This is a genomic window from Arcticibacter svalbardensis MN12-7 (assembly GCF_000403135.1).
In the GTDB taxonomy this organism is placed as follows: domain Bacteria; phylum Bacteroidota; class Bacteroidia; order Sphingobacteriales; family Sphingobacteriaceae; genus Arcticibacter; species Arcticibacter svalbardensis.
On sequence record NZ_AQPN01000043.1, the window covers coordinates 110,804 to 128,792 of the forward strand.

Annotated in this window: 17 protein-coding genes and 1 pseudogene; 4 read left to right on the top strand and 14 right to left on the bottom strand. The window is 40.5% G+C overall.

Annotation, left to right across the window (positions count from 1 at the left end; translation table 11 throughout):
- Window positions 1-9: 9 nt before the first annotated feature.
- Window positions 10-333: a YtxH domain-containing protein gene (locus ADIARSV_RS05095; RefSeq protein WP_016194343.1), complete on the top strand. Its 324-nt coding sequence runs from the start codon at window positions 10-12 to the stop codon at window positions 331-333.
- An 80-nt stretch (window positions 334-413) separates the two neighbouring features.
- Here the strand turns inward: ADIARSV_RS05095 and ADIARSV_RS05100 are convergent.
- The 14 genes and pseudogenes from ADIARSV_RS05100 to ADIARSV_RS05165 form a co-directional block, all read right to left on the bottom strand.
- A pseudogene (locus tag ADIARSV_RS05100) lies at window positions 414-1,201 on the bottom strand (SDR family oxidoreductase).
- A 48-nt stretch (window positions 1,202-1,249) separates the two neighbouring features.
- Complete coding sequence (locus ADIARSV_RS05105) at window positions 1,250-2,101, bottom strand: fumarylacetoacetate hydrolase family protein (RefSeq protein WP_016194346.1); 852 nt, start codon at window positions 2,099-2,101, stop codon at window positions 1,250-1,252.
- A gap of 4 nt (window positions 2,102-2,105) precedes the next feature.
- On the bottom strand, window positions 2,106-2,870 hold the full coding sequence (locus ADIARSV_RS05110) for an SDR family NAD(P)-dependent oxidoreductase (protein WP_016194347.1): 765 nt from the start codon (window positions 2,868-2,870) through the stop codon (window positions 2,106-2,108).
- Between the two features lie 13 nt (window positions 2,871-2,883).
- The gene (locus tag ADIARSV_RS05115) at window positions 2,884-4,548 is read right to left on the bottom strand and encodes a UxaA family hydrolase (RefSeq protein WP_016194348.1); all 1,665 of its coding nucleotides are present in this window, start codon (window positions 4,546-4,548) and stop codon (window positions 2,884-2,886) included.
- 83 nt (window positions 4,549-4,631) lie between these two features.
- Complete coding sequence (locus tag ADIARSV_RS05120; protein WP_040299114.1) at window positions 4,632-5,519, bottom strand: sugar phosphate isomerase/epimerase family protein; 888 nt, start codon at window positions 5,517-5,519, stop codon at window positions 4,632-4,634.
- 11 nt (window positions 5,520-5,530) lie between these two features.
- Window positions 5,531-6,409 carry a hydroxypyruvate isomerase family protein gene (locus ADIARSV_RS05125; protein WP_016194350.1) on the bottom strand — a complete coding sequence of 293 codons (879 nt, stop codon included), beginning with the start codon at window positions 6,407-6,409 and terminating at the stop codon, window positions 5,531-5,533.
- On the bottom strand, window positions 6,406-7,638 hold the full coding sequence (locus ADIARSV_RS05130) for a nucleoside permease (RefSeq protein WP_016194351.1): 1,233 nt from the start codon (window positions 7,636-7,638) through the stop codon (window positions 6,406-6,408). The genes ADIARSV_RS05125 and ADIARSV_RS05130 overlap by 4 nt, the downstream gene beginning before the upstream one ends.
- Window positions 7,639-7,647: 9 nt before the next feature.
- A complete protein-coding gene (locus ADIARSV_RS05135) occupies window positions 7,648-8,382 on the bottom strand; it encodes a 3-keto-disaccharide hydrolase (protein WP_016194352.1) in 735 nt (244 codons plus the stop codon).
- 5 nt (window positions 8,383-8,387) lie between these two features.
- Entirely contained in the window at window positions 8,388-8,837 is a 450-nt protein-coding gene (locus ADIARSV_RS05140; protein WP_040299115.1) for a c-type cytochrome, read from the bottom strand.
- 27 nt (window positions 8,838-8,864) lie between these two features.
- On the bottom strand, window positions 8,865-9,920 hold the full coding sequence (locus ADIARSV_RS05145; RefSeq protein WP_016194354.1) for a sugar phosphate isomerase/epimerase family protein: 1,056 nt from the start codon (window positions 9,918-9,920) through the stop codon (window positions 8,865-8,867).
- A 3-nt stretch (window positions 9,921-9,923) separates the two neighbouring features.
- Entirely contained in the window at window positions 9,924-11,084 is a 1,161-nt protein-coding gene (locus ADIARSV_RS05150; RefSeq protein ID WP_040299116.1) for a Gfo/Idh/MocA family protein, read from the bottom strand.
- Window positions 11,072-11,641: a gluconate 2-dehydrogenase subunit 3 family protein gene (locus ADIARSV_RS05155; RefSeq protein WP_016194356.1), complete on the bottom strand. Its 570-nt coding sequence runs from the start codon at window positions 11,639-11,641 to the stop codon at window positions 11,072-11,074. Before ADIARSV_RS05155 ends, ADIARSV_RS05150 begins: the two co-directional genes overlap by 13 nt.
- Before the next feature lie 16 nt (window positions 11,642-11,657).
- On the bottom strand, window positions 11,658-13,127 hold the full coding sequence (locus tag ADIARSV_RS05160) for a Gfo/Idh/MocA family protein (protein ID WP_016194357.1): 1,470 nt from the start codon (window positions 13,125-13,127) through the stop codon (window positions 11,658-11,660).
- A 20-nt stretch (window positions 13,128-13,147) separates the two neighbouring features.
- Window positions 13,148-14,833, bottom strand: a complete 1,686-nt coding sequence (locus tag ADIARSV_RS05165) for a GMC oxidoreductase (RefSeq protein WP_016194358.1) — start codon at window positions 14,831-14,833, stop codon at window positions 13,148-13,150.
- A gap of 631 nt (window positions 14,834-15,464) precedes the next feature.
- Here ADIARSV_RS05165 and ADIARSV_RS05170 point away from each other — a divergent pair.
- From ADIARSV_RS05170 to ADIARSV_RS05180, 3 genes are all read left to right on the top strand, one after another.
- Window positions 15,465-16,061, top strand: coding sequence for a Crp/Fnr family transcriptional regulator (locus ADIARSV_RS05170; protein WP_016194359.1), 597 nt, complete (start codon window positions 15,465-15,467; stop codon window positions 16,059-16,061).
- A 109-nt stretch (window positions 16,062-16,170) separates the two neighbouring features.
- Complete coding sequence (locus ADIARSV_RS05175) at window positions 16,171-16,704, top strand: YfiT family bacillithiol transferase (protein ID WP_016194360.1); 534 nt, start codon at window positions 16,171-16,173, stop codon at window positions 16,702-16,704.
- Between the two features lie 13 nt (window positions 16,705-16,717).
- On the top strand, window positions 16,718-17,941 hold the full coding sequence (locus tag ADIARSV_RS05180; protein WP_016194361.1) for a metallophosphoesterase: 1,224 nt from the start codon (window positions 16,718-16,720) through the stop codon (window positions 17,939-17,941).
- The last annotated feature ends 48 nt before the right edge of the window (window positions 17,942-17,989 follow it).

The window sequence follows — 17,989 nt, forward strand, 5'->3', positions numbered from 1 at the left end:
TAAATTATTATGAACTATAAAAAGTATTTACACAGTGGTCTTAGTGATAACACAGACACTGCAAAAGTATTAGCTGCCTTGTTAGCAGGTGTAGCATTGGGTGCCGCCATTGGAATTTTGTTTGCTCCGGAAAGTGGATCTGAAACACGTAGTTTGCTTTCGGATAAAGCTAAAGATTTAGCAAGTAATGTGAAAGATAAAGTGCAGACAGCAAAAGACTCTTTGTCCGTTAAGGCCGATGAGCTTAAAGAAACCAAAGATGAAGTGGTAACTAAAGTTAAAGAGAAATTTAACAAAGCTTCGGGAGAAGTGGATGGTGCAGTGAACGGATAATACGGATTATCTGATATAAAAATCCCCGGTTTATAATTTAAGCCGGGATTTTTATATTTTAAGATTTAATTTTGGGGGAGTTAAGGATTGATTAAAGCCCTATCCAGATGTACATATCCTCCATCTACATAGGTAATTTGTCCGGTCGTGTGACTTGAAACGGATGACAGTAAAACCACGGCAGCATTGCCGATCTCGTCCTGTGTGGTCATTCGTTTTCCAAGAGGTATGTTGGCCACTATAGTTTTAAAACTTTTTCCGGATTATCCACGGTTTGAATCCAACGCTCATATAAAGGCGTCCAGCATTCCGCAATGACAATAGCATTGACACGGATATTATATTTAAGCAACTCTACTGCCCATTCCCTGGTTAGTGCGTTCCGTCCTCCATTAGCTGCTGCATAACCTGAAGTACCACCCTGACCTGTATCGGCAGTTTTTGAACTGATATTGAGTATAGAGCCCTGTGTCTTTTTAAGGTGAGGAAGGGTATAATGGGCCATCATGTAATAGTGGATCAGATTTTTATGCAAAGAGGAGATGAACTGATTAAAATCTCCATTTTCTAATCCTACACCGTCATTTTCTCCTGCATTATTCACCAGGCCATCTATTTGCCCGTATTTTGATAATACCGCATCCACCGCTTTTTTACAGGCCTCCGGATCTTTTAGATCGGTTTCTATTTGAAAGGCTCTGCCTCCGAATGTCTCGATTTCAGTAATTGTTTTTATACTTTCTGATGCGGTGCGGCTTACTATAGCAGGAATTGCACCTTCCCGTGCAAGGGCCATCGAGATTCCTTTCCCGATCCCCCTTGCACCTCCGGTAACAATGATCACCTTATCCTTCAGTTTAAGATCCATAAAATAAATTTAAATTGGTTAGCTATCTTTTTACCTATTATTTTGTTCTCACGTATATGCAACAAGCGTTTGACGGGATACGCCTAAGCCGTCTATTCCCAACTCTACCACATCGCCTGGTTTTAAATACACAGGAGGATCGAAACCAAGACCTACACCTGCGGGAGTTCCTGTTGATATTATATCTCCTGGAAGCAGTGTCATAAACTGGCTGATGTAAGATATCAGATATGGGATTTTAAAGATGAGATTTGCTGTTGTGCCGTCCTGCATCATTTCTCCGTTTACTTTAAGCCATAAACGCAAATTGTTGACATCTTCTATTTCATCAGGAGTGGCCATAAAAGGACCGGTAGGCGCAAAAGTATCGCAACCTTTCCCTTTATCCCAGGTACCATTACGTTCAAGCTGGAAGGCTCGTTCGGATACATCATTATGCAGAGTATAACCGGCAACGTAATCTGCTGCGTCGGCTTCGTCCACATAAGAGGCTTTTTTACCGATGATGACAGAAAGTTCGACTTCCCAATCTGTCTTTTCAGAATTTTTAGGAATCAGGATATCATCATTCGGACCTGAGAATGAAGAGCTGGCTTTAAGAAACAAAATAGGCTCAACTGGCAGCGTAGCATTTGTTTCTTTGGCATGATCGGCATAATTTAAACCCACACAAACAATTTTAGATGGACGTGCTACAGGAGCTCCCAAACGTTCTGTACCGGCAACAACAGGAAGATTTTGTTCATTCTGTTTTATAAAGGCCTGCAGGCGGCTCAATCCATCGTTTGCAAAAAAGGCTTCATTATAATCTTCTCCAAAAGAAGAAGTATCATAGTAAGTACTATTTATAATTACACCGGTCTTCTCCTGTCCGGCTATTCCGTAACGTATTAATTTCATGCTTTTAGTTGTTTAATTTTATAAATCCACCGTCAATAGGATAATCATTTCCGGTCACAAATCCAGCTTCATCTGAACATAAGTATAAAGCCAGACTAGCTACTTCCTCCGGCTTTCCCATTCTACCAATAGGTTGACTTTTGGAAAGTTTTTCAAAAATTTCCTCTTCTTTTCCAGCGTAGTTTTTAGAGATAAAGCCATCAACAAATGGGGTATGAATACGAGCAGGGGATACAGTATTACTTCTGATATGATCATTTAAATAATCGCGGGCAACAGACATACTCATCGCATGAATGGCACCTTTACTCATTGAATAAGCAAACCGGTCCGCTATGCCTACAGCAGATGCGATGGATGCCATGTGTAGCATGCACCCTCCGTTGTTCTTTTTCATAAGAGGTATGACAGCGAAAATACAATTGTAAGCTCCTTTGACATTGACCTCAAAAACGCGGTTGAAATCAGCTTCTGTACATTTTTCTACATTCCCCACATGTGCGATCCCCGCGTTATTTACCAGGATATCGATCTGACCGATAGCAGAAAATGTTTCTATAACATCCTGTTGGTTTGATACATTCAGAGAATAAGACTTAGCCTGACCACCGGCCTGCTCTATTTCTTCAACAGCTAACTTTCCAGCCAGCTCATTGAGTTCTATGATATGAACAAATGCACCTTGCCTGGCAAATAATAGGGCAATTGCCTTACCAATGCCACTGCCGCCTCCAGTAATTACGGCGTGCTTATTTTTTAAACTAAACATTTTTTGTTTTTATTTATAATGAAACCCCTCTTTTCCACGGAATAAAATCGTCCTGTCCTAAACCAACTGCTTTAGGCTGAATATTTCCGCTTGCCACTTGAATAACATAGTCAAGAATTCTTTCCGCAGATTGTTTTGTATTTTCCTCACCATCTATAATCGTTCCGCAGTTGATATCAATAATATCGGACATACGGTTATACAAGTTCGTGTTAGTTGCTATTTTAATAACCGGTGTTATGGGATTGCCAGTTGGAGTACCCAGTCCGGTTGTAAATAACACGATATTGGCACCTGATCCAACTTCCGCAGTAGTACTTTCCACATCACTACCGGGAGTACAAAGGAGGTTAAGACCCTTCCGTGTGACTTTCTCCGGATAATCAAGTACGTCTGTAACAGGTGAAGTTCCACCCTTTTTAGCTGCGCCCGCAGATTTAATCGCATCTGTAATTAAGCCATCCTTAATATTTCCAGGAGAAGGGTTTGCAAAAAAGCCAGAGCCATCAGCCTCAGCCCTTGCGTTATAGGTGCGCATCAGTTGCATGAATTTATTTGCCAGGGTTTCATCTGTGCAGCGGTCACTCATTTCCTGCTCGACACCGCATAGTTCCGGGAACTCTGCCAAGATAACACTGCCTCCAAGGCTCACTAAAATATCGGATAAAGTGCCAAGCGCAGGGTTAGCCGAAATTCCAGAAAAACCATCGGAACCACCACATTCAAGACCTACCACTAATTTAGAGAGTGGAGCAGGACTACGTACCGCTTTATTGGCCTGCATTAAACCGGTAAAAGTTTGCTTCAAGGCTAGCTGAAGCATCTTTTCTTCCGTACCAATCTGCTGCTGTTCCAGGATATAAAGCGGTTTGCTAAATGAGGCATCCCGCTTATCTATTTCGGCTTTTAAGATACTCGCCTGGGCATGCTGACAACCCAGACTTAATATTGTGGCCCCTGCAACATTGGGATGAGTAATATAACCAGCAAGAAGTCCGCACAACGCATCTGAATCTGTTCGTGTTCCTCCGCAACCCAGATCATGGCTGAGGTATTTTATTCCGTCGATATTAGAAAAGATTTTTCCTGAACCAAGTTCATGAGGCGACTTTTGCAAATCAGCCTGCAAGATTTCCTCTACCGTCTTGCCGGTTTGATACATAGAGAGGAGGCTATCCACTTCAGATTCATATCCCCTGGGCTTTTTAAATCCCAGCTTTTCTGTAAGTGCCTCCTTAATCATATTTACGTTTCTGTTTTCACAAAACACCAGAGGGATGATTAACCAATAATTAGCGGTTCCTACAGATCCATCTTCGCGATGATATCCCATGAAAGTGGCATTTTCGAAGCGTGAGGTATCAGGTATTGTCCATTCCGTTTTACGTTTCCCTAATGCAAAGCTTTCGGAGGCATGTTTAATATTATGAACGGTTAAGGAGATCCCCTGAGGTAATGAAAGACAAGCTTTTCCAACAAGGACACCATACATAAAGATGGGGTCACCTTCTTCCAGAGCTCTTAATGTAAATTTATGTTTAGCCGCAACATCACTAACTAAATTAAACTGTACACCATTAAATTCTATACCAGTACCTGCTTTAAGATCCGTAAGTGCAACAAGTACATTATCAATGGGATGAATCTGAATATAGGTATGTTTCTGATTTTCGGACATAAAAAGTTATTTTTACTCAATAATAAGAGATAATATTGATATAACAACAGATACTGCTAAAAAGAATGACAGCACCTTCAATTTTACCCTAACTCTGGAATTAAAACTTTAGTAGTATAAGTTGCACTTTCTTTTATACTAACGAAAGGATCTATAGCAAAATTTTCCTGCTCGACAATACAATGTTCTAGCCCCGCTAATTTTGCTGATGCAAATATTTTTTTGTAGTCTATAGAGCCATTGCCTATTTCCGTGTTCTTTGTGGAATCAGTTTTATCCATATCTTTCACATGCCACATTGAAAATTTGCCCGGATATTCTTTAAACATTTCAACCGGATCTTTGCCGGCTTTTACCACCCAATACAGGTCCATTTCAAATTTTACCAAATCAGGATCAGTCTCTTTTAGAAGGGTCTCATAACCAATAACACCATTTAAATCTTGGAATTCAAAGGCATGATTGTGATAACCAAATTGGAGGCCTGCTTTTTTACATATTGCTGCTGCCTGGTTAAATTTATCAGCTAATTTTCTATAATCATCAGCAGTTTGACGTAAGTTGTCAGCTAAATAAGGAACCACCAGGTACTGATGTTTCAGTATTGTCGCAGCCTCTATATAACTATTTAGTTTGTCCATTTTTCCATCAGGGCCAAGAAACTCTGTAAAATCGTAGTGGCCGCTTATGGCATGTAGTTCATTTGATTTGAGTACCTGTTGTAATTCCTGAGGAGATAAGCCCCAGAACTTATTATCCGCATACCCAAATAGTTCCACCTCTTTGTAACCAGCTGCTGCCACTTGAGCGATCACTTTCCGCGGATCTTTAGGAAGTTCGTCCCTTAATGTATATAATTGAAGCCCTACCTTCTTAGTTGAAGGTAAAGCCATACAAGATAAATGTGGCAAAATTAGAGTGCCTGCTGCTGCCATAGCTGTTTGTTGAATAAAAGATCGTCTGCTAGTCATATCATGTATTTTTACACATCACAAATTTCGAGGGCTTTACGTAATGAGGCCACTTTATCTGGCTGGAGAGGAATAAATTCCTGAGCCACATAACCTTCAAAACCCGTTTCTTTAATCGCTTTTATTATTGCGGGATAGTGCAATTCCTGCGTGTCGTCAATTTCATTCCTTCCAGGAACCCCTGCCGTATGGTAATGGGCAATAAAAGCATGATTATCGCGAATGGTACGGATCACATCTCCCTCATTGATCTGCATATGGTAGATATCATACAGCAATTTGAAATTGTCTGAATCTATTCTTTTTGCTAGCTCTACGCCCCATGATGTACGGTCGCACTGATAATCCTTGTGATTTACTTTACTGTTTAGTAATTCCATAACCAGTACCACACCTTGTTTTTCTGCAAGAGCCATTACCTTTTTTAATCCATCAACAGAGTTCTTAAGTCCGGTTTCATCATCCATCCCTCTTCTACTTCCACTAAAACAGATCAGATTTTTATACCCTGCCTTTGCCACAAGGGGAATCATTTCCATATAGTTTTTAATAAGCACAGGATGATATGCCGGGGTATTCCATCCATCCGTAAGGTTGATTTCCGCACCATTACACATGGAGGAATACAGGTTATACTTTTTAAGGGTCGGCCAGTCTTTAGGACCTACCAGATCAATCGCTTTCATTCCTAAACTACTGGCTACCTGACATAACTCTTCAACCGACATATCATTAAAACACCAGCGACAAACGGAATGGTTAATATTCCCTTTTAGTTTATAAGGGAATTTTGTTTCTGATGCTGTATATGAAGCTGTCATGGAGGATGTTGAGATTGCGGCAGTGCCTGCAAGAAGTGTTTTAATTACTGCTCTTCTGGTGCTATTCATCGTTGTTCATTTATACTTTCATGAATCCCTTGGGGCTGCTTATTATTGTCTTTAAAATAAATAATAAAAAGAAGCATCACAACTGCCGCTATAGCCGCTGGAATTAGCCAGATGATGTGCCAGTCGTGACCTTCGGATGTGATATAAGCATCCACAACCGGACCTGATACTAAAGAGCCAATCATCATACCCACCCCGTAAGTGGCTAAAGTGATAATACCCTGTGCGGCACTTTTAAAACGTTCTCCGGCAAGAGCATCGGTATAAATTTGTCCGGTAACGAAAAAGAAATCATAACATACCCCATGCAGCACAATTCCCATAATCAGCATCCAGTAATTGGCATCTACGTTTCCAAAGGAGAAGAACAGGTAGCGTAATACCCATGCGAGCATACCAATAGCCAGCATTTTTTTCACTCCAAGCTTTAAAAAAAATACAGGAATTAAAAGCATAAATACCGTTTCGGATACTTGTCCCAATGCTTGAATAGCTGCGGCCGATTTCATGCCAGCTTCATTTAAATAGAGGTTGGTGAAGTTGTAGTAAAAAGCAAGGGGAATACATATCGCTATTGAGGAGAGAAAGAAAAGCAAATAGGACTTATTCTTTAACAACCGCAAAGCATCCAGTCCCAAAACCTCATTAACAGTTACTTTACCTGATCTTTTTACAGGAGGTGTGGCAGGTAAAAAGAAACTAAGTACACCTAGAATTGCTGAAGCTCCGGAAGCCATTTTGAAGGTAAGAGATAGCTGATTGGCCTGTTCCCAATTTAAATACCCTATTATAACTCCTGCAACGATCCAACCAATAGTACCTAATACACGAATAGGGGGAAATTCCTTCGCAGGATTAGCCATTTGTCGGAAGGATACAGAATTGACAAGTGCCAGGGTAGGCATATAAACAATCATATACACGACGATGATGGGGAAAAAGCCATCGAAGCCTACAGCTGATGAGGCTACCCACAACAAAATACTACCTGCAATATGCAGCACGCCCAGGATCTTTTGAGCCGAAAAATAACGGTCAGCAATAAGTCCTATAATAAAAGGCGCAATGATGGCTCCTATGGATTGGGTTAGATAGGCCAGGCTGGTTTGAGTGCCTGATGCGTTTAAATCCTTGACCAGAAATGTTCCTAAAGTAACAAACCATGCGCCCCAGATAAAGAACTCCAGGAACATCATGGTGGATAGTTTAATGCGGTTGGACGATGTCATTATTTATAATTAAAGTTCTTTAATTTTAATATTACGATACCAAACCTCGTTTCCATGGTCTTGTAAGGCGATCTTACCTGATTTGTATATCGAAAAATCAGGCATAGAAGCAAACTTACTTCCTGCAACCAATTTCTTCCAGTTGGCATCCCACAAAGTTGTGGTTACCACCTTTGTACCATTCAGAAATAACTCAAGCTTGCCTTTTCTACTTACAATTTCTGCTTTGTTCCATTCTCCAACAGCTTTAACGGGTTCTGTATTACTGGAGATCAAGTCATACAAGTCACCTGCCCGATGTTTTGGAATTTTGCCATCAGGATGACCATCGTTATCTAAAACCTGCATTTCCAGCCCAGTATTATACGTATCAGGGTATTTTGCCTTATCATCGTGTACATAAAAGATAATTCCACTGTTTCCGTTTGCTGATATTTTCCATTCCAGCATCAGATCGAAGTCTTTGTACTCTTGATCAGTAACCAAATCGCCACCCGCGACACCTGCCGCCTTTGCAGCAGCATCCAAATGGATTGCCCCATCTTCCACTTTCCAGGCAGCACCTGTTGTAGTTTGGCCATACGAGTGCCAACCCTTGGTAGATTGGCCATCAAATAATATTTTCCAGGGAGCCGCAGTTGGAGATGATACTTGTGAAGCGTTCTCTGCATCATCCGGTTTATTAAAAGCTGTTATTCCCACAATAATAAATAGGGTTGAAATTGTTAGAAATACTTTTTTCATAGATTCTATTGATTTAGAGAGAGTATATATTTTACCATTTCATGAGCATCCTGATCACTGACTGCAGGATGAGGTGTCATAGGCACATCACCCCATACTCCACTTCCACCTTTGATAATTTTACCAGCAAGCAGGTTAATATTGTCATCCGTTGGTTTGTATTTTTTAGCCACATCAACATAAGATGGACCCACCAATTTGGCTTTCTCCTGGTGACAGCTTAAACAATCGGACGACTTGATTAGCTGAGCACCTTTTTCATAAGCGCCCTGAGGAGACTCCCCGGCATTACGGTTTGTTCCCAGGTCATTTACATTCGTATCCACTTCCGTTTGCCGGGTAGCAGCAGCCATATCCGAAGCACTTAAAGAATCGCCACTTGTACTCTTTTCCGATGGAGATGTACAGGAAAGAAGCAGTATATTGAGGCACAACAGAGGTATTATGTTTTTCATGATAGATTTTGTAGATTTCAATTTGGTTTAATCCAGACCTATAAATTTTTTATTTAGTTCTTCATTTGTTCCACTGCTGGCAAAGTCATCAAAAGCCTTATCCGTAACGCGAATTATATGATCTTTAATAAATTGTGCCCCTTCTCGTGCTCCATCATCAGCATTCTTTAAAGCGCATTCCCATTCCATAACAGCCCAACCTTCAAAACCATAGGCCGTTAGCTTACTAAAGACAGACTTGAAATTCACCTGTCCATCACCTAAAGAGCGGAACCTTCCGGCCCTGTCTACCCAGGATTGGTATCCACCATATACACCCTGTTTACCGGTAGGGTTAAACTCCGCGTCTTTCACATGAAACATTTTGATCCGTTCATGATAATGATCGATATAAGCCAGGTAATCCAGACACTGTAAAACAAAATGCGAAGGATCGTATAAAAGACATGCCCTTGGATGGTTATTTACTTTTTCAAGGAACATTTCATAAGTTATACCATCGTGAAGATCCTCACCGGGATGTATTTCATAACATAAATCAACTCCATAACTATCAAATACATCCAGAATAGGGCTCCAGCGTTTAGCAAGTTCAGTAAATCCCTCTTCTACTATTCCAGCCGGACGCTGTGGCCATGGATATACTAATGGCCACAGTAATGCGCCACTAAAAGTAGCATGAGCCTTTAATCCAAGGTTATATGAAGCCTGTGCAGCATATTTTAATTGCTGAACAGCCCATTCCTTTCTTGCTGCAGGATTCTGGCGATACTTTTCGGGAGCAAAGCCATCGAATAAAAGATCGTAAGCCGGGTTTACAGCTACCAATTGCCCTTGCAGATGCGTTGATAATTCAGTAATTTGAAGTCCTGCCTCTTCAACAGTTCCTTTAATTTCATCTGCATAGGTCTTACTTTCAGCAGCCTTTTGCAGATCTATAAAACGGTTGTCTGTCGTAGGGATCTGCACACCTTCAAACCCCATTTCTTTCGCCCAGGCACATATGGATTTCAAACTATTAAAAGGAGCTTCAGCTCCAATAAACTGAGCTAAAAAAACAGCCGGACCATTTATTGTTTTCATTATTTATACGTTAAATTCTAACCATTTAGTTTCCGACTGACCAGAGGCAATAACATGCTCAATAAAGGCCATTCCTCTTATTCCTTCCTCTATTCCCGGATAGTCAAGCCATTCCTTCTGAGGTTTTTCTTGCATAAGTTGCGCACGGATAGTCAGTGCAAAGTTCCTGTACAAATTTGCAAATGCCTCCAGATATCCTTCAGGATGTCCAGCAGGCGTTCTTGAATTATGCAGCGCATAAGAACTTAAATAGGAAGCACCTGTACGCAATATTTCTGTAGGTTTATCAAGCCATTTCAGCAGAAGTGTATTGGCATCATTTTGCTGCCAGTCTAAACCACCCTGCTTTCCATAAAGCCTGATCCTGATATTGTTTTCTTCGCCAGCAGCAACTTGTGTGGCAATAAGCACGCCGCTTGCCCCATTTGAAAACTTCATTAATACAGCTCCATCATCATCAAGCTGCCGACCGCTCACTACCTTGTTAATATCAGCACAGATACTAACTACCTGCAAATGGCTCACATATTCAGCCAGATTAAAAGCATGCGACCCAATATCACCCATAGCACCAGCAACGCCACTCTTAGCCGGGTCTGTTCTCCATAGCGCCTGTTTATTATCCCTCCCTTCCTCAAACCGGCTCAACCAGCCTTGTGGGTATTCGACATACACTTTTCTAATCTCACCAAGTCTGCCAGAAGCGACTATCTGCCTCGCTTCTTTGAGCATGGGATAACCAGTATACGTATGTGTAAGGCAAAACAATTTACCTGTACGCTCTATGATTTCTTTTAATAAGCGTGCCTCTTCGAAAGTAAAAGTGGCCGGTTTATCCAAGATAACATGAAAGCCTGATTCTAAAGCAAGTTTCGCAGGTTCAAAATGAAGGTGATTGGGCGTAACGATACTGATTACCTGAACCCGTTCATTTTCAGGAAGCCGAACTTCAGTATGAATCATCTGCTGATAAGTATCATAGATGCGGTCAGCAGCCAGACCAAGTAAGTTACCAGTAGCTCTTGACTTATCAGGATCACTGCTAAATGCGCCACAAACTAAGGTATATTCGTCATCCATCCGGGCGGCAATGCGATGAACTGCTCCAATAAAGGCACCCTGTCCCCCGCCTATCATCCCTAACCGGATCTTTAAAGTGCCCATGCCCGATCTCCTTTTTTATAATCCATACAGCCATCATACCTTCCAGGAATAGGCAGATAGCGCAGGGCTTTAGTTGCACCAACTTCAGAAGTAAAATAGCCTAAAAGAGTGAGCTGTTTCATCATACTAAAATAATGATTTGGGTCTTCAGGCTTCTTTTCTTTGGCGTATTTTTTCTGTTCCTCATCCAGCGTCTTTAAAAACTCAGTACGGCTTGTGGAATCTCCTTTAAGGAATGATGACCCATACTTTTTATAGAATGACTTATCCAGATCAGATAATCCTTTCGTAAATACTTTCTGATCTTCAGGAATATAACAATCCTGCACCATTACCGTCATAAAGGCCCCCACTTTAGCAGCCTTAGCTCCTGGTGTAGATGTTTGAGGAAGTATTGTTTCTGCAATTTCATCCAGTAATAATAGCTGATCCTGATCAAACAGATCATTTACTTTATCGGGCGAGGGGTTGCAACCTATTTGCATAAAAAGCTCTGCACCCAGTACAGTTCCGCCCATGATTAAGGCGACTTTTCTTATTGCTTCTCTTCTATCCATAAGATTTAGAATTCAATTAAATATCCAATGACCAGCCTTCACGATACTGCCTTTTTACGAATTGATTTACATCATCAAAATTGGTTACTTTCATCTGCTGATTATCCCATAATAACTTGATATACCGTCCCGGATAATCCATACCCTTACCATCTGTTTTAGGTTTTTGTACATCAAAACCACGTATGGCAAGATTTGCCATCAGCAATGCTTCGGTAACCGGACCAGCAATAGAAAAAGGAGAACTGACTTCTTTTTTCCCCCAACCGGCAATACAAGCTTCAACCCATTGGGCATAATGACCGTCAGCACCACCGGGCACTCTGGTTATAGTTGGGGCAATTTGAACAGTAGCAGCCCGCGACAATGGTAGCAATCTTGGATCTGCACCATAGGTACTGCACATCATTTTACCTTTTGTTCCAATGAATAAAGTTCCATTTCCACCGTCTCCAAAAAGCTCAGTAGGGGCAAGTTCAGCAGGACGTTCCGGCTGAATTCCTCCATCCATCCAGTGTAAAGTTACCTCACCCGTTGTTTTAGGGGTAGCAGGAAAAGTCATGGTAACATGACTCGAAGGAGGACAACTTTCAGGGAAGTACCCCCTTTTAAACTCATCCACATAAACACTTCCAACACTGCATTGCACATCCTTGACGTAGGACAGGCCAAGAACACGAAATGCGGGCTCAATTAAATGACAGCCCATATCCCCCAAAGCACCTGTACCGTAATCCCACCAGCCACGCCAATTAAAGGGCACCAGCTTATCGATGTAATTTTTAGAAGGCGCAGTACCAAGCCACAGATCCCAGTCCAGTTCCTTTGGAACCGGTACATTGGTTTGAGGCCATGGAATCCCTTGAGGCCACACCGGGCGGTCTGTCCAGCTGTAAACTGTATGCACATCTCCAATCACGCCGGCATTATACCATTCCATTAATTGGCGCACACCATCTCCTGAAGCACCTTGGTTACCCATTTGAGTAACTACTTTATATTTTTTTGCTGCATCAGTTAAAGCACGTGCTTCGAAAATATCATGAGTAAGCGGTTTTTGAACATACACATGTTTGTCTAACTGCATAGCGGCCAAAGCTATCACTGCATGATTATGATCAGGCGTAGAAACGGTTACCCCATCGATATGCTTGGCCTCTTTATCCAGCATTTTACGCCAGTCCTTATAATATTTGGCTTTAGGAAAATTCTTTACTGTTGTGGCCGCACGACGATCGTCCACGTCACATAAGTACCCGATATCAGCCTTTCCACTTTGGAATATACTGGTTATATCACTAGCACCTTTACCTCCGACGCCTACGGATGCCACGATTAAACGATCGCTGGGTGCCAAAAAGCCTTTTCCCCCAAGCACATGCCGGGGAACGATCATGAATGCAGCAGCAGTTACAGCTGCATTTTTAATAAAAGTCCTTCTCGATTCACTACTTACAGGTTTAGAAGGTAGAGTATGATCTGACATATGATTTTTATTTAATAAGCTTAAGCAATAGTATTTCCCCTTTTCAACTCTTTAGCGGCATAATCAACAGCCCTCGCTGTTAATGCCATATAGGTTAAGGAGGGGTTTACGCAACTTGCAGAAGTCATACAAGAGCCATCTGTTACGAATACATTTTTTGCATCCCAAACCTGGTTCCACTCATTCAAAACAGACGTTTTTGGATCCCTTCCCATGCGGGCGGTACCCATTTCATGGATCCCCTGTCCCATCGCATAACCAGAGTCGTATGTTTTCGCATCTTTAACACCTGCAGCTTGCAGCATCTCCTGCGCATCGATCATCATATCTTTGCGCATGGCATGTTCATTTTCCCTTATCTCACAGTCAAAGGCCAAAACAGGGAGCCCCCATTTATCCTTTACCTTTTTATCCAGTGAAATTTTATTGTCATGATAAGGCAGAGTTTCCCCAAAGGCACCTATTCCAATCCGCCAACTTCCAGGCTCAGATAAAGCATCTTTAAACTCTGCTCCTATATTAAATTCGGCAATTTCTCTGCCCCAATTATCCCTTGATGCACTTCCCTGGTAGCCAAATCCACGCAGATAATCCCGTTTATCGCCAAAGAGGTTTCTAAACCTTGGCACATAGATTCCATTTGGCCTTCTGCCGTAATAATATTTATCCTCATAGCCCTCTACTGTGCCAGAAGCTCCACATCTAAAATGGTGATCCATCACATTATGACCAAGTTCACCACTGCTGCTTCCTAATCCTCCATCCCAGACATCAGTTGCCGAATTCATTAAGATCCATGCTGAGTTCATAGATGAAGCACAGAGAAAGACTACTTTTGCATGGTATTCTACTGTTTTATTTGTCTCCGCATCCAGAACCTCTACTCCTTTTGCCTTTTTAGTATTCTTATCATACAAAACACGGGTTACAATGGACCAGGGCCTAAGCGTTAAATTACCGGTAGCCATAGCTGCTGGAAGTGTGGAGGACTGCGAACTGAAGTAGGCACCAAACTGACAGCCTAACCAGCATTTGTTTCTATACTGACAGTTTGTACGGTCGTTATGAGGGGCAGTAAGATTTGCACTTCTGCCCATAATCATGGTCCGGGAATTATTATAATGCTTTTTTATGCGTGCCGCAACATCCTTCTCCACACAATTCATCTCCATAGCAGGCAGATAATCGCCATCAGGTAGCTGCGCTAATCCATCCTTTGATCCGTTTACACCTGCAAACTTTTCGGCATAACTATACCAGGGTGCAATGTCCTTATAACGTATTGGCCAATCTACAGCGATACCTTCTTTTTTATTGGCTTCAAAATCAAAATCACTAAACCGGTAACTTTGCCTTCCCCAGGTAAGCGATCTACCGCCCACCTGATAACCTCTGTACCAATCAAATCGCTTTGTTTCAACATAAGGACTTTCTTTTTCATTGACCCAATAACTCAGATTAGTTTCGTTTAGGGTATAATCCCGATTAAGTACAGGATAGTCATGGATCATTTCCTGGGTCTTACCACCACGGTGTTCGTAATCCCAGGGGTTTTTATTGGCATTAACGTAGTCTTTAATATGTTCTACATTCCGGCCACGCTCGAGTAACAGCGTTTTGAATCCTTTTTGACTTAGCTCCTTTGCTGCCCATCCTCCTGAGATACCTGAGCCCACAACTATTGCATCATACAAATTATCTGACATACTTATATTTGGTTAATAATATGCTGTAAAATCAATAACTGGTAACATTTTAGTACACCTTTTTAAAACAGGCATACGGTTTAAAATTGGTCAAAACTATATTGTATCGTAGTACCAAAAATCTTCATGTGTATCAGATAAAGTTTATGTTATAAACCCATAATTCAGTTCATCTTTTTAAATAGCTCACATATAAAAATCACGCAATATGATCCACCTGACTCGTCCCTTCTCTGCTCGGGATTGTACAAACTGAAACTTAGGTAAATATTTAATCCCTTTCAATTATGCACTAGGTAAAATGCATAATCATCTCCTGTTTATTCTTTTATTTTTACTTTCCAATCAAACTACACACCTTAATTAGCGTGCTGAATAGCCTTTTTCATAAATAGTATTACAAGTATAAGTAATAAAACAAATAATTCAAATTTCGCAATTTCAATACTGATTTTAATTCTATAACTGGCAAAATGGCAATTTATTACCCGTAACTACCTATATACCATCTTAAATTATGAATAATAATGACCAAAGTCATTTTTATTTAAAAGACTGATCGTTAATTTTAGAAAAAGAATATTAGCACAACCAACTGTTTAATCTTTCCTTATCACTGTTCGTATCCATTATGCATAATAACGCAATTCTCAAGGCACTTGAACATTTTGTATTATTAACTGATATACAAAAAAAAGAAATCATAAATTGTTTCAGGGAACACTTTTATATAAAAGATAAAATAATTTTACGGGAAGGATTTACAAACAGACTTTTATATTTTATATCCAAAGGAATAATAAGAGAATATCAATATTCGCTTTCAGGTACTCAAAAAACACTCTCTTTTAAGGGTACCGGTGAGTTTTTTACTGATCTGGATAGTTTCGAAAAGCGAAAGTCATCACTCGTTAACTTCAGCGCAGAATCCGAATGTGTGGTGTATACGATCGACTATTTTTGTCTTCAAAATTTAATTGAAAGACATAAGGAAATTGAAATTGCTTTTTTTAAATGCAGAGAGTATTACGTAGAAAGAAAAAAAACGAGAAACACATTCCTCTTTAAAGAGTCGGTAGAAAACCGCGTGACCAGGGCATGCAAAGATTATCCGGAAATAATTAAACATTGCAAAAAGAGAGATATCATTTCATATCTCCGCACGAATAGCCAGATTTACAACAAGATACTTAGAAAGATAACTCAAATGCCTGTTTTAGAAAGCTGATTAGCCCTTTTCTGATAGTAAAATTGATTTTAAACGATTTTACTATTGGTATAAATTTCGGCTGTATAATACCTATTTTAGCTGTTTAACGATAATTAGCTTAAACAGTATGAGTTTAGAACAATGGACCTATCCTATCGGCCGGGAGGAAAAATCAGAAAAGTTTAGCGAAGAACTAATAAGTAACTCGATATCAGCTATACAGGCACTTCCAGGCTGGCTTGATGTTGTTATTCAAAATTTAGACGAACACCAATTGAATACCAGCTACCGACCAGGGGGCTGGACCATTATCCAGGTTATTCATCATTTAGCGGATAGTCACATGAACGCTTACATCCGACTTAAACTCGCACTAACAGAAGATAATCCAGTAATAAAGCCTTACGACGAAAAGCTTTGGGCAGAGTTACCTGATGTTAAGCTAGTACCAGTAAATGTTTCTATTACCCTTTTACATGCACTTCACATACGCTGGGTTCAAACCTTACTATCTTTAGAACCCAGTGAATGGGAACGGAGTTATTATCATCCTCAATCAAAAGAAACTATGACTCTATGGGAAATGACTGCTAAATATGCATGGCATAGCAGGCACCATATGGAACAGATAAGGGGTTTACGTGATAGAATGGACTGGTAAACAATTATAATTCATGAACAAAGCTCGTTTGCCTATCCTCCTTTCAATCGTTTTATTAGTGGTTGTTTTATTGAACTGGTATATTATATCTGGTTTTTACCTCGTATTGTCTAATCCTGTTATCATTCCATCCTTCTGCATTTTACTAGGCGTCCTGATTGTAGCATTGGCTTATGCTATCATGCGCATGCGCATTACTGGAATGACTGCATTTTCGAAGACCGTTAGCCACTCCTTCCTCATTTTAGTGATTACAGAGCTGGTATTTGCCTCTGTACTGTTGCTGGGCGATATATACAGAGCTTTTAAAGGGTTATTTACCTTCGTTTTCTCGCATGATCAATTTATTTATCCCACACGAAGTATCTATGTAATTGAGTTGGCTATTTTATTATCAGCACTATGTTGCGTATTTATTGTTTATGGAATTATATATGGCAAATATGCATACCGGGTTATCAAACACACATTGTATTTTGATGACTTACCAGCAGCCTTTGACGGTTTTACGATTACACAGATTTCAGATATACACGCTGGAAGTTTTGGCAATAAAAAAGCAGTTCAAAAAGGGATAGACCTGATCAAGCAACAAAAGTCAGATCTTTTTGTCTTTACCGGCGATCTAGTCAATAATAAAGCAGAAGAAATTGCCCCCTGGATCAAGCAGTTTTCAAGTATTAAAGCGCCTTATGGCCAGTTTTCAATTCTTGGAAACCACGATTATGGCGATTATATCCGATGGCCTGATCCGCTATCCAAATCAAAGAACCTACAAAAGCTAAAAGAATATCATGTACAACTGGGTTTCAAACTTCTATTGGATGAGCATGTAGAGATTCATAAAGACGGCGACACATTGATACTTGCAGGAGTGGAAAACTGGGGAATAGGATTTGGAGAACGAGGGGACATCAAAAAAGCATTTCAAAATGTGAAAGAAGAACAATTTAAAGTTTTATTATCACATGATCCTACACATTGGGAAACAATAGTTAAGAATTACCCTATAAAAGTACATTTGACATTAGCGGGACATACACATGGAATGCAGTTTGGCTTGGAAGCTTTAGGAATAAAATGGAGCCCTGTAAAGTATCGTTACCCACATTGGGCCGGAATAGCCAGCTTTAACGACCGCTATTTGAATATAAACAGGGGCTTTGGCTTTCTTGGATTTTCAGGTAGAGTAGGTATTTGGCCCGAGATAACGGTTATAGAGCTAAGAAAACATTAATTACACTCATTTTCAACAAAATATCACACTCAGTTTACATAAATTAGG

Excerpts from the sequence above, each read along its gene's own strand:
- ADIARSV_RS05150 (WP_040299116.1), bottom strand. The coding sequence starts at position 11,084 with ATGGGCACTTTAAAGATCCGGTTAGGGATGATAGGCGGGGGACAGGGT.
- ADIARSV_RS05125 (WP_016194350.1), bottom strand. The coding sequence starts at position 6,409 with ATGAATAGCACCAGAAGAGCAGTAATTAAAACACTTCTTGCAGGCACT.
- ADIARSV_RS05135 (WP_016194352.1), bottom strand. The coding sequence starts at position 8,382 with ATGAAAAAAGTATTTCTAACAATTTCAACCCTATTTATTATTGTGGGA.
- ADIARSV_RS05160 (WP_016194357.1), bottom strand. The coding sequence starts at position 13,127 with ATGTCAGATCATACTCTACCTTCTAAACCTGTAAGTAGTGAATCGAGA.
- ADIARSV_RS05110 (WP_016194347.1), bottom strand. The coding sequence starts at position 2,870 with ATGTTTAGTTTAAAAAATAAGCACGCCGTAATTACTGGAGGCGGCAGT.
- ADIARSV_RS05120 (WP_040299114.1), bottom strand. The coding sequence starts at position 5,519 with ATGACTAGCAGACGATCTTTTATTCAACAAACAGCTATGGCAGCAGCA.
- ADIARSV_RS05095 (WP_016194343.1), top strand. The coding sequence starts at position 10 with ATGAACTATAAAAAGTATTTACACAGTGGTCTTAGTGATAACACAGAC.
- ADIARSV_RS05155 (WP_016194356.1), bottom strand. The coding sequence starts at position 11,641 with ATGGATAGAAGAGAAGCAATAAGAAAAGTCGCCTTAATCATGGGCGGA.
- ADIARSV_RS05170 (WP_016194359.1), top strand. The coding sequence starts at position 15,465 with ATGCATAATAACGCAATTCTCAAGGCACTTGAACATTTTGTATTATTA.
- ADIARSV_RS05140 (WP_040299115.1), bottom strand. The coding sequence starts at position 8,837 with ATGAAAAACATAATACCTCTGTTGTGCCTCAATATACTGCTTCTTTCC.
- ADIARSV_RS05130 (WP_016194351.1), bottom strand. The coding sequence starts at position 7,638 with ATGACATCGTCCAACCGCATTAAACTATCCACCATGATGTTCCTGGAG.
- ADIARSV_RS05175 (WP_016194360.1), top strand. The coding sequence starts at position 16,171 with ATGAGTTTAGAACAATGGACCTATCCTATCGGCCGGGAGGAAAAATCA.
- ADIARSV_RS05145 (WP_016194354.1), bottom strand. The coding sequence starts at position 9,920 with ATGAAAACAATAAATGGTCCGGCTGTTTTTTTAGCTCAGTTTATTGGA.
- ADIARSV_RS05165 (WP_016194358.1), bottom strand. The coding sequence starts at position 14,833 with ATGTCAGATAATTTGTATGATGCAATAGTTGTGGGCTCAGGTATCTCA.
- ADIARSV_RS05105 (WP_016194346.1), bottom strand. The coding sequence starts at position 2,101 with ATGAAATTAATACGTTACGGAATAGCCGGACAGGAGAAGACCGGTGTA.
- ADIARSV_RS05115 (WP_016194348.1), bottom strand. The coding sequence starts at position 4,548 with ATGTCCGAAAATCAGAAACATACCTATATTCAGATTCATCCCATTGAT.
- ADIARSV_RS05180 (WP_016194361.1), top strand. The coding sequence starts at position 16,718 with ATGAACAAAGCTCGTTTGCCTATCCTCCTTTCAATCGTTTTATTAGTG.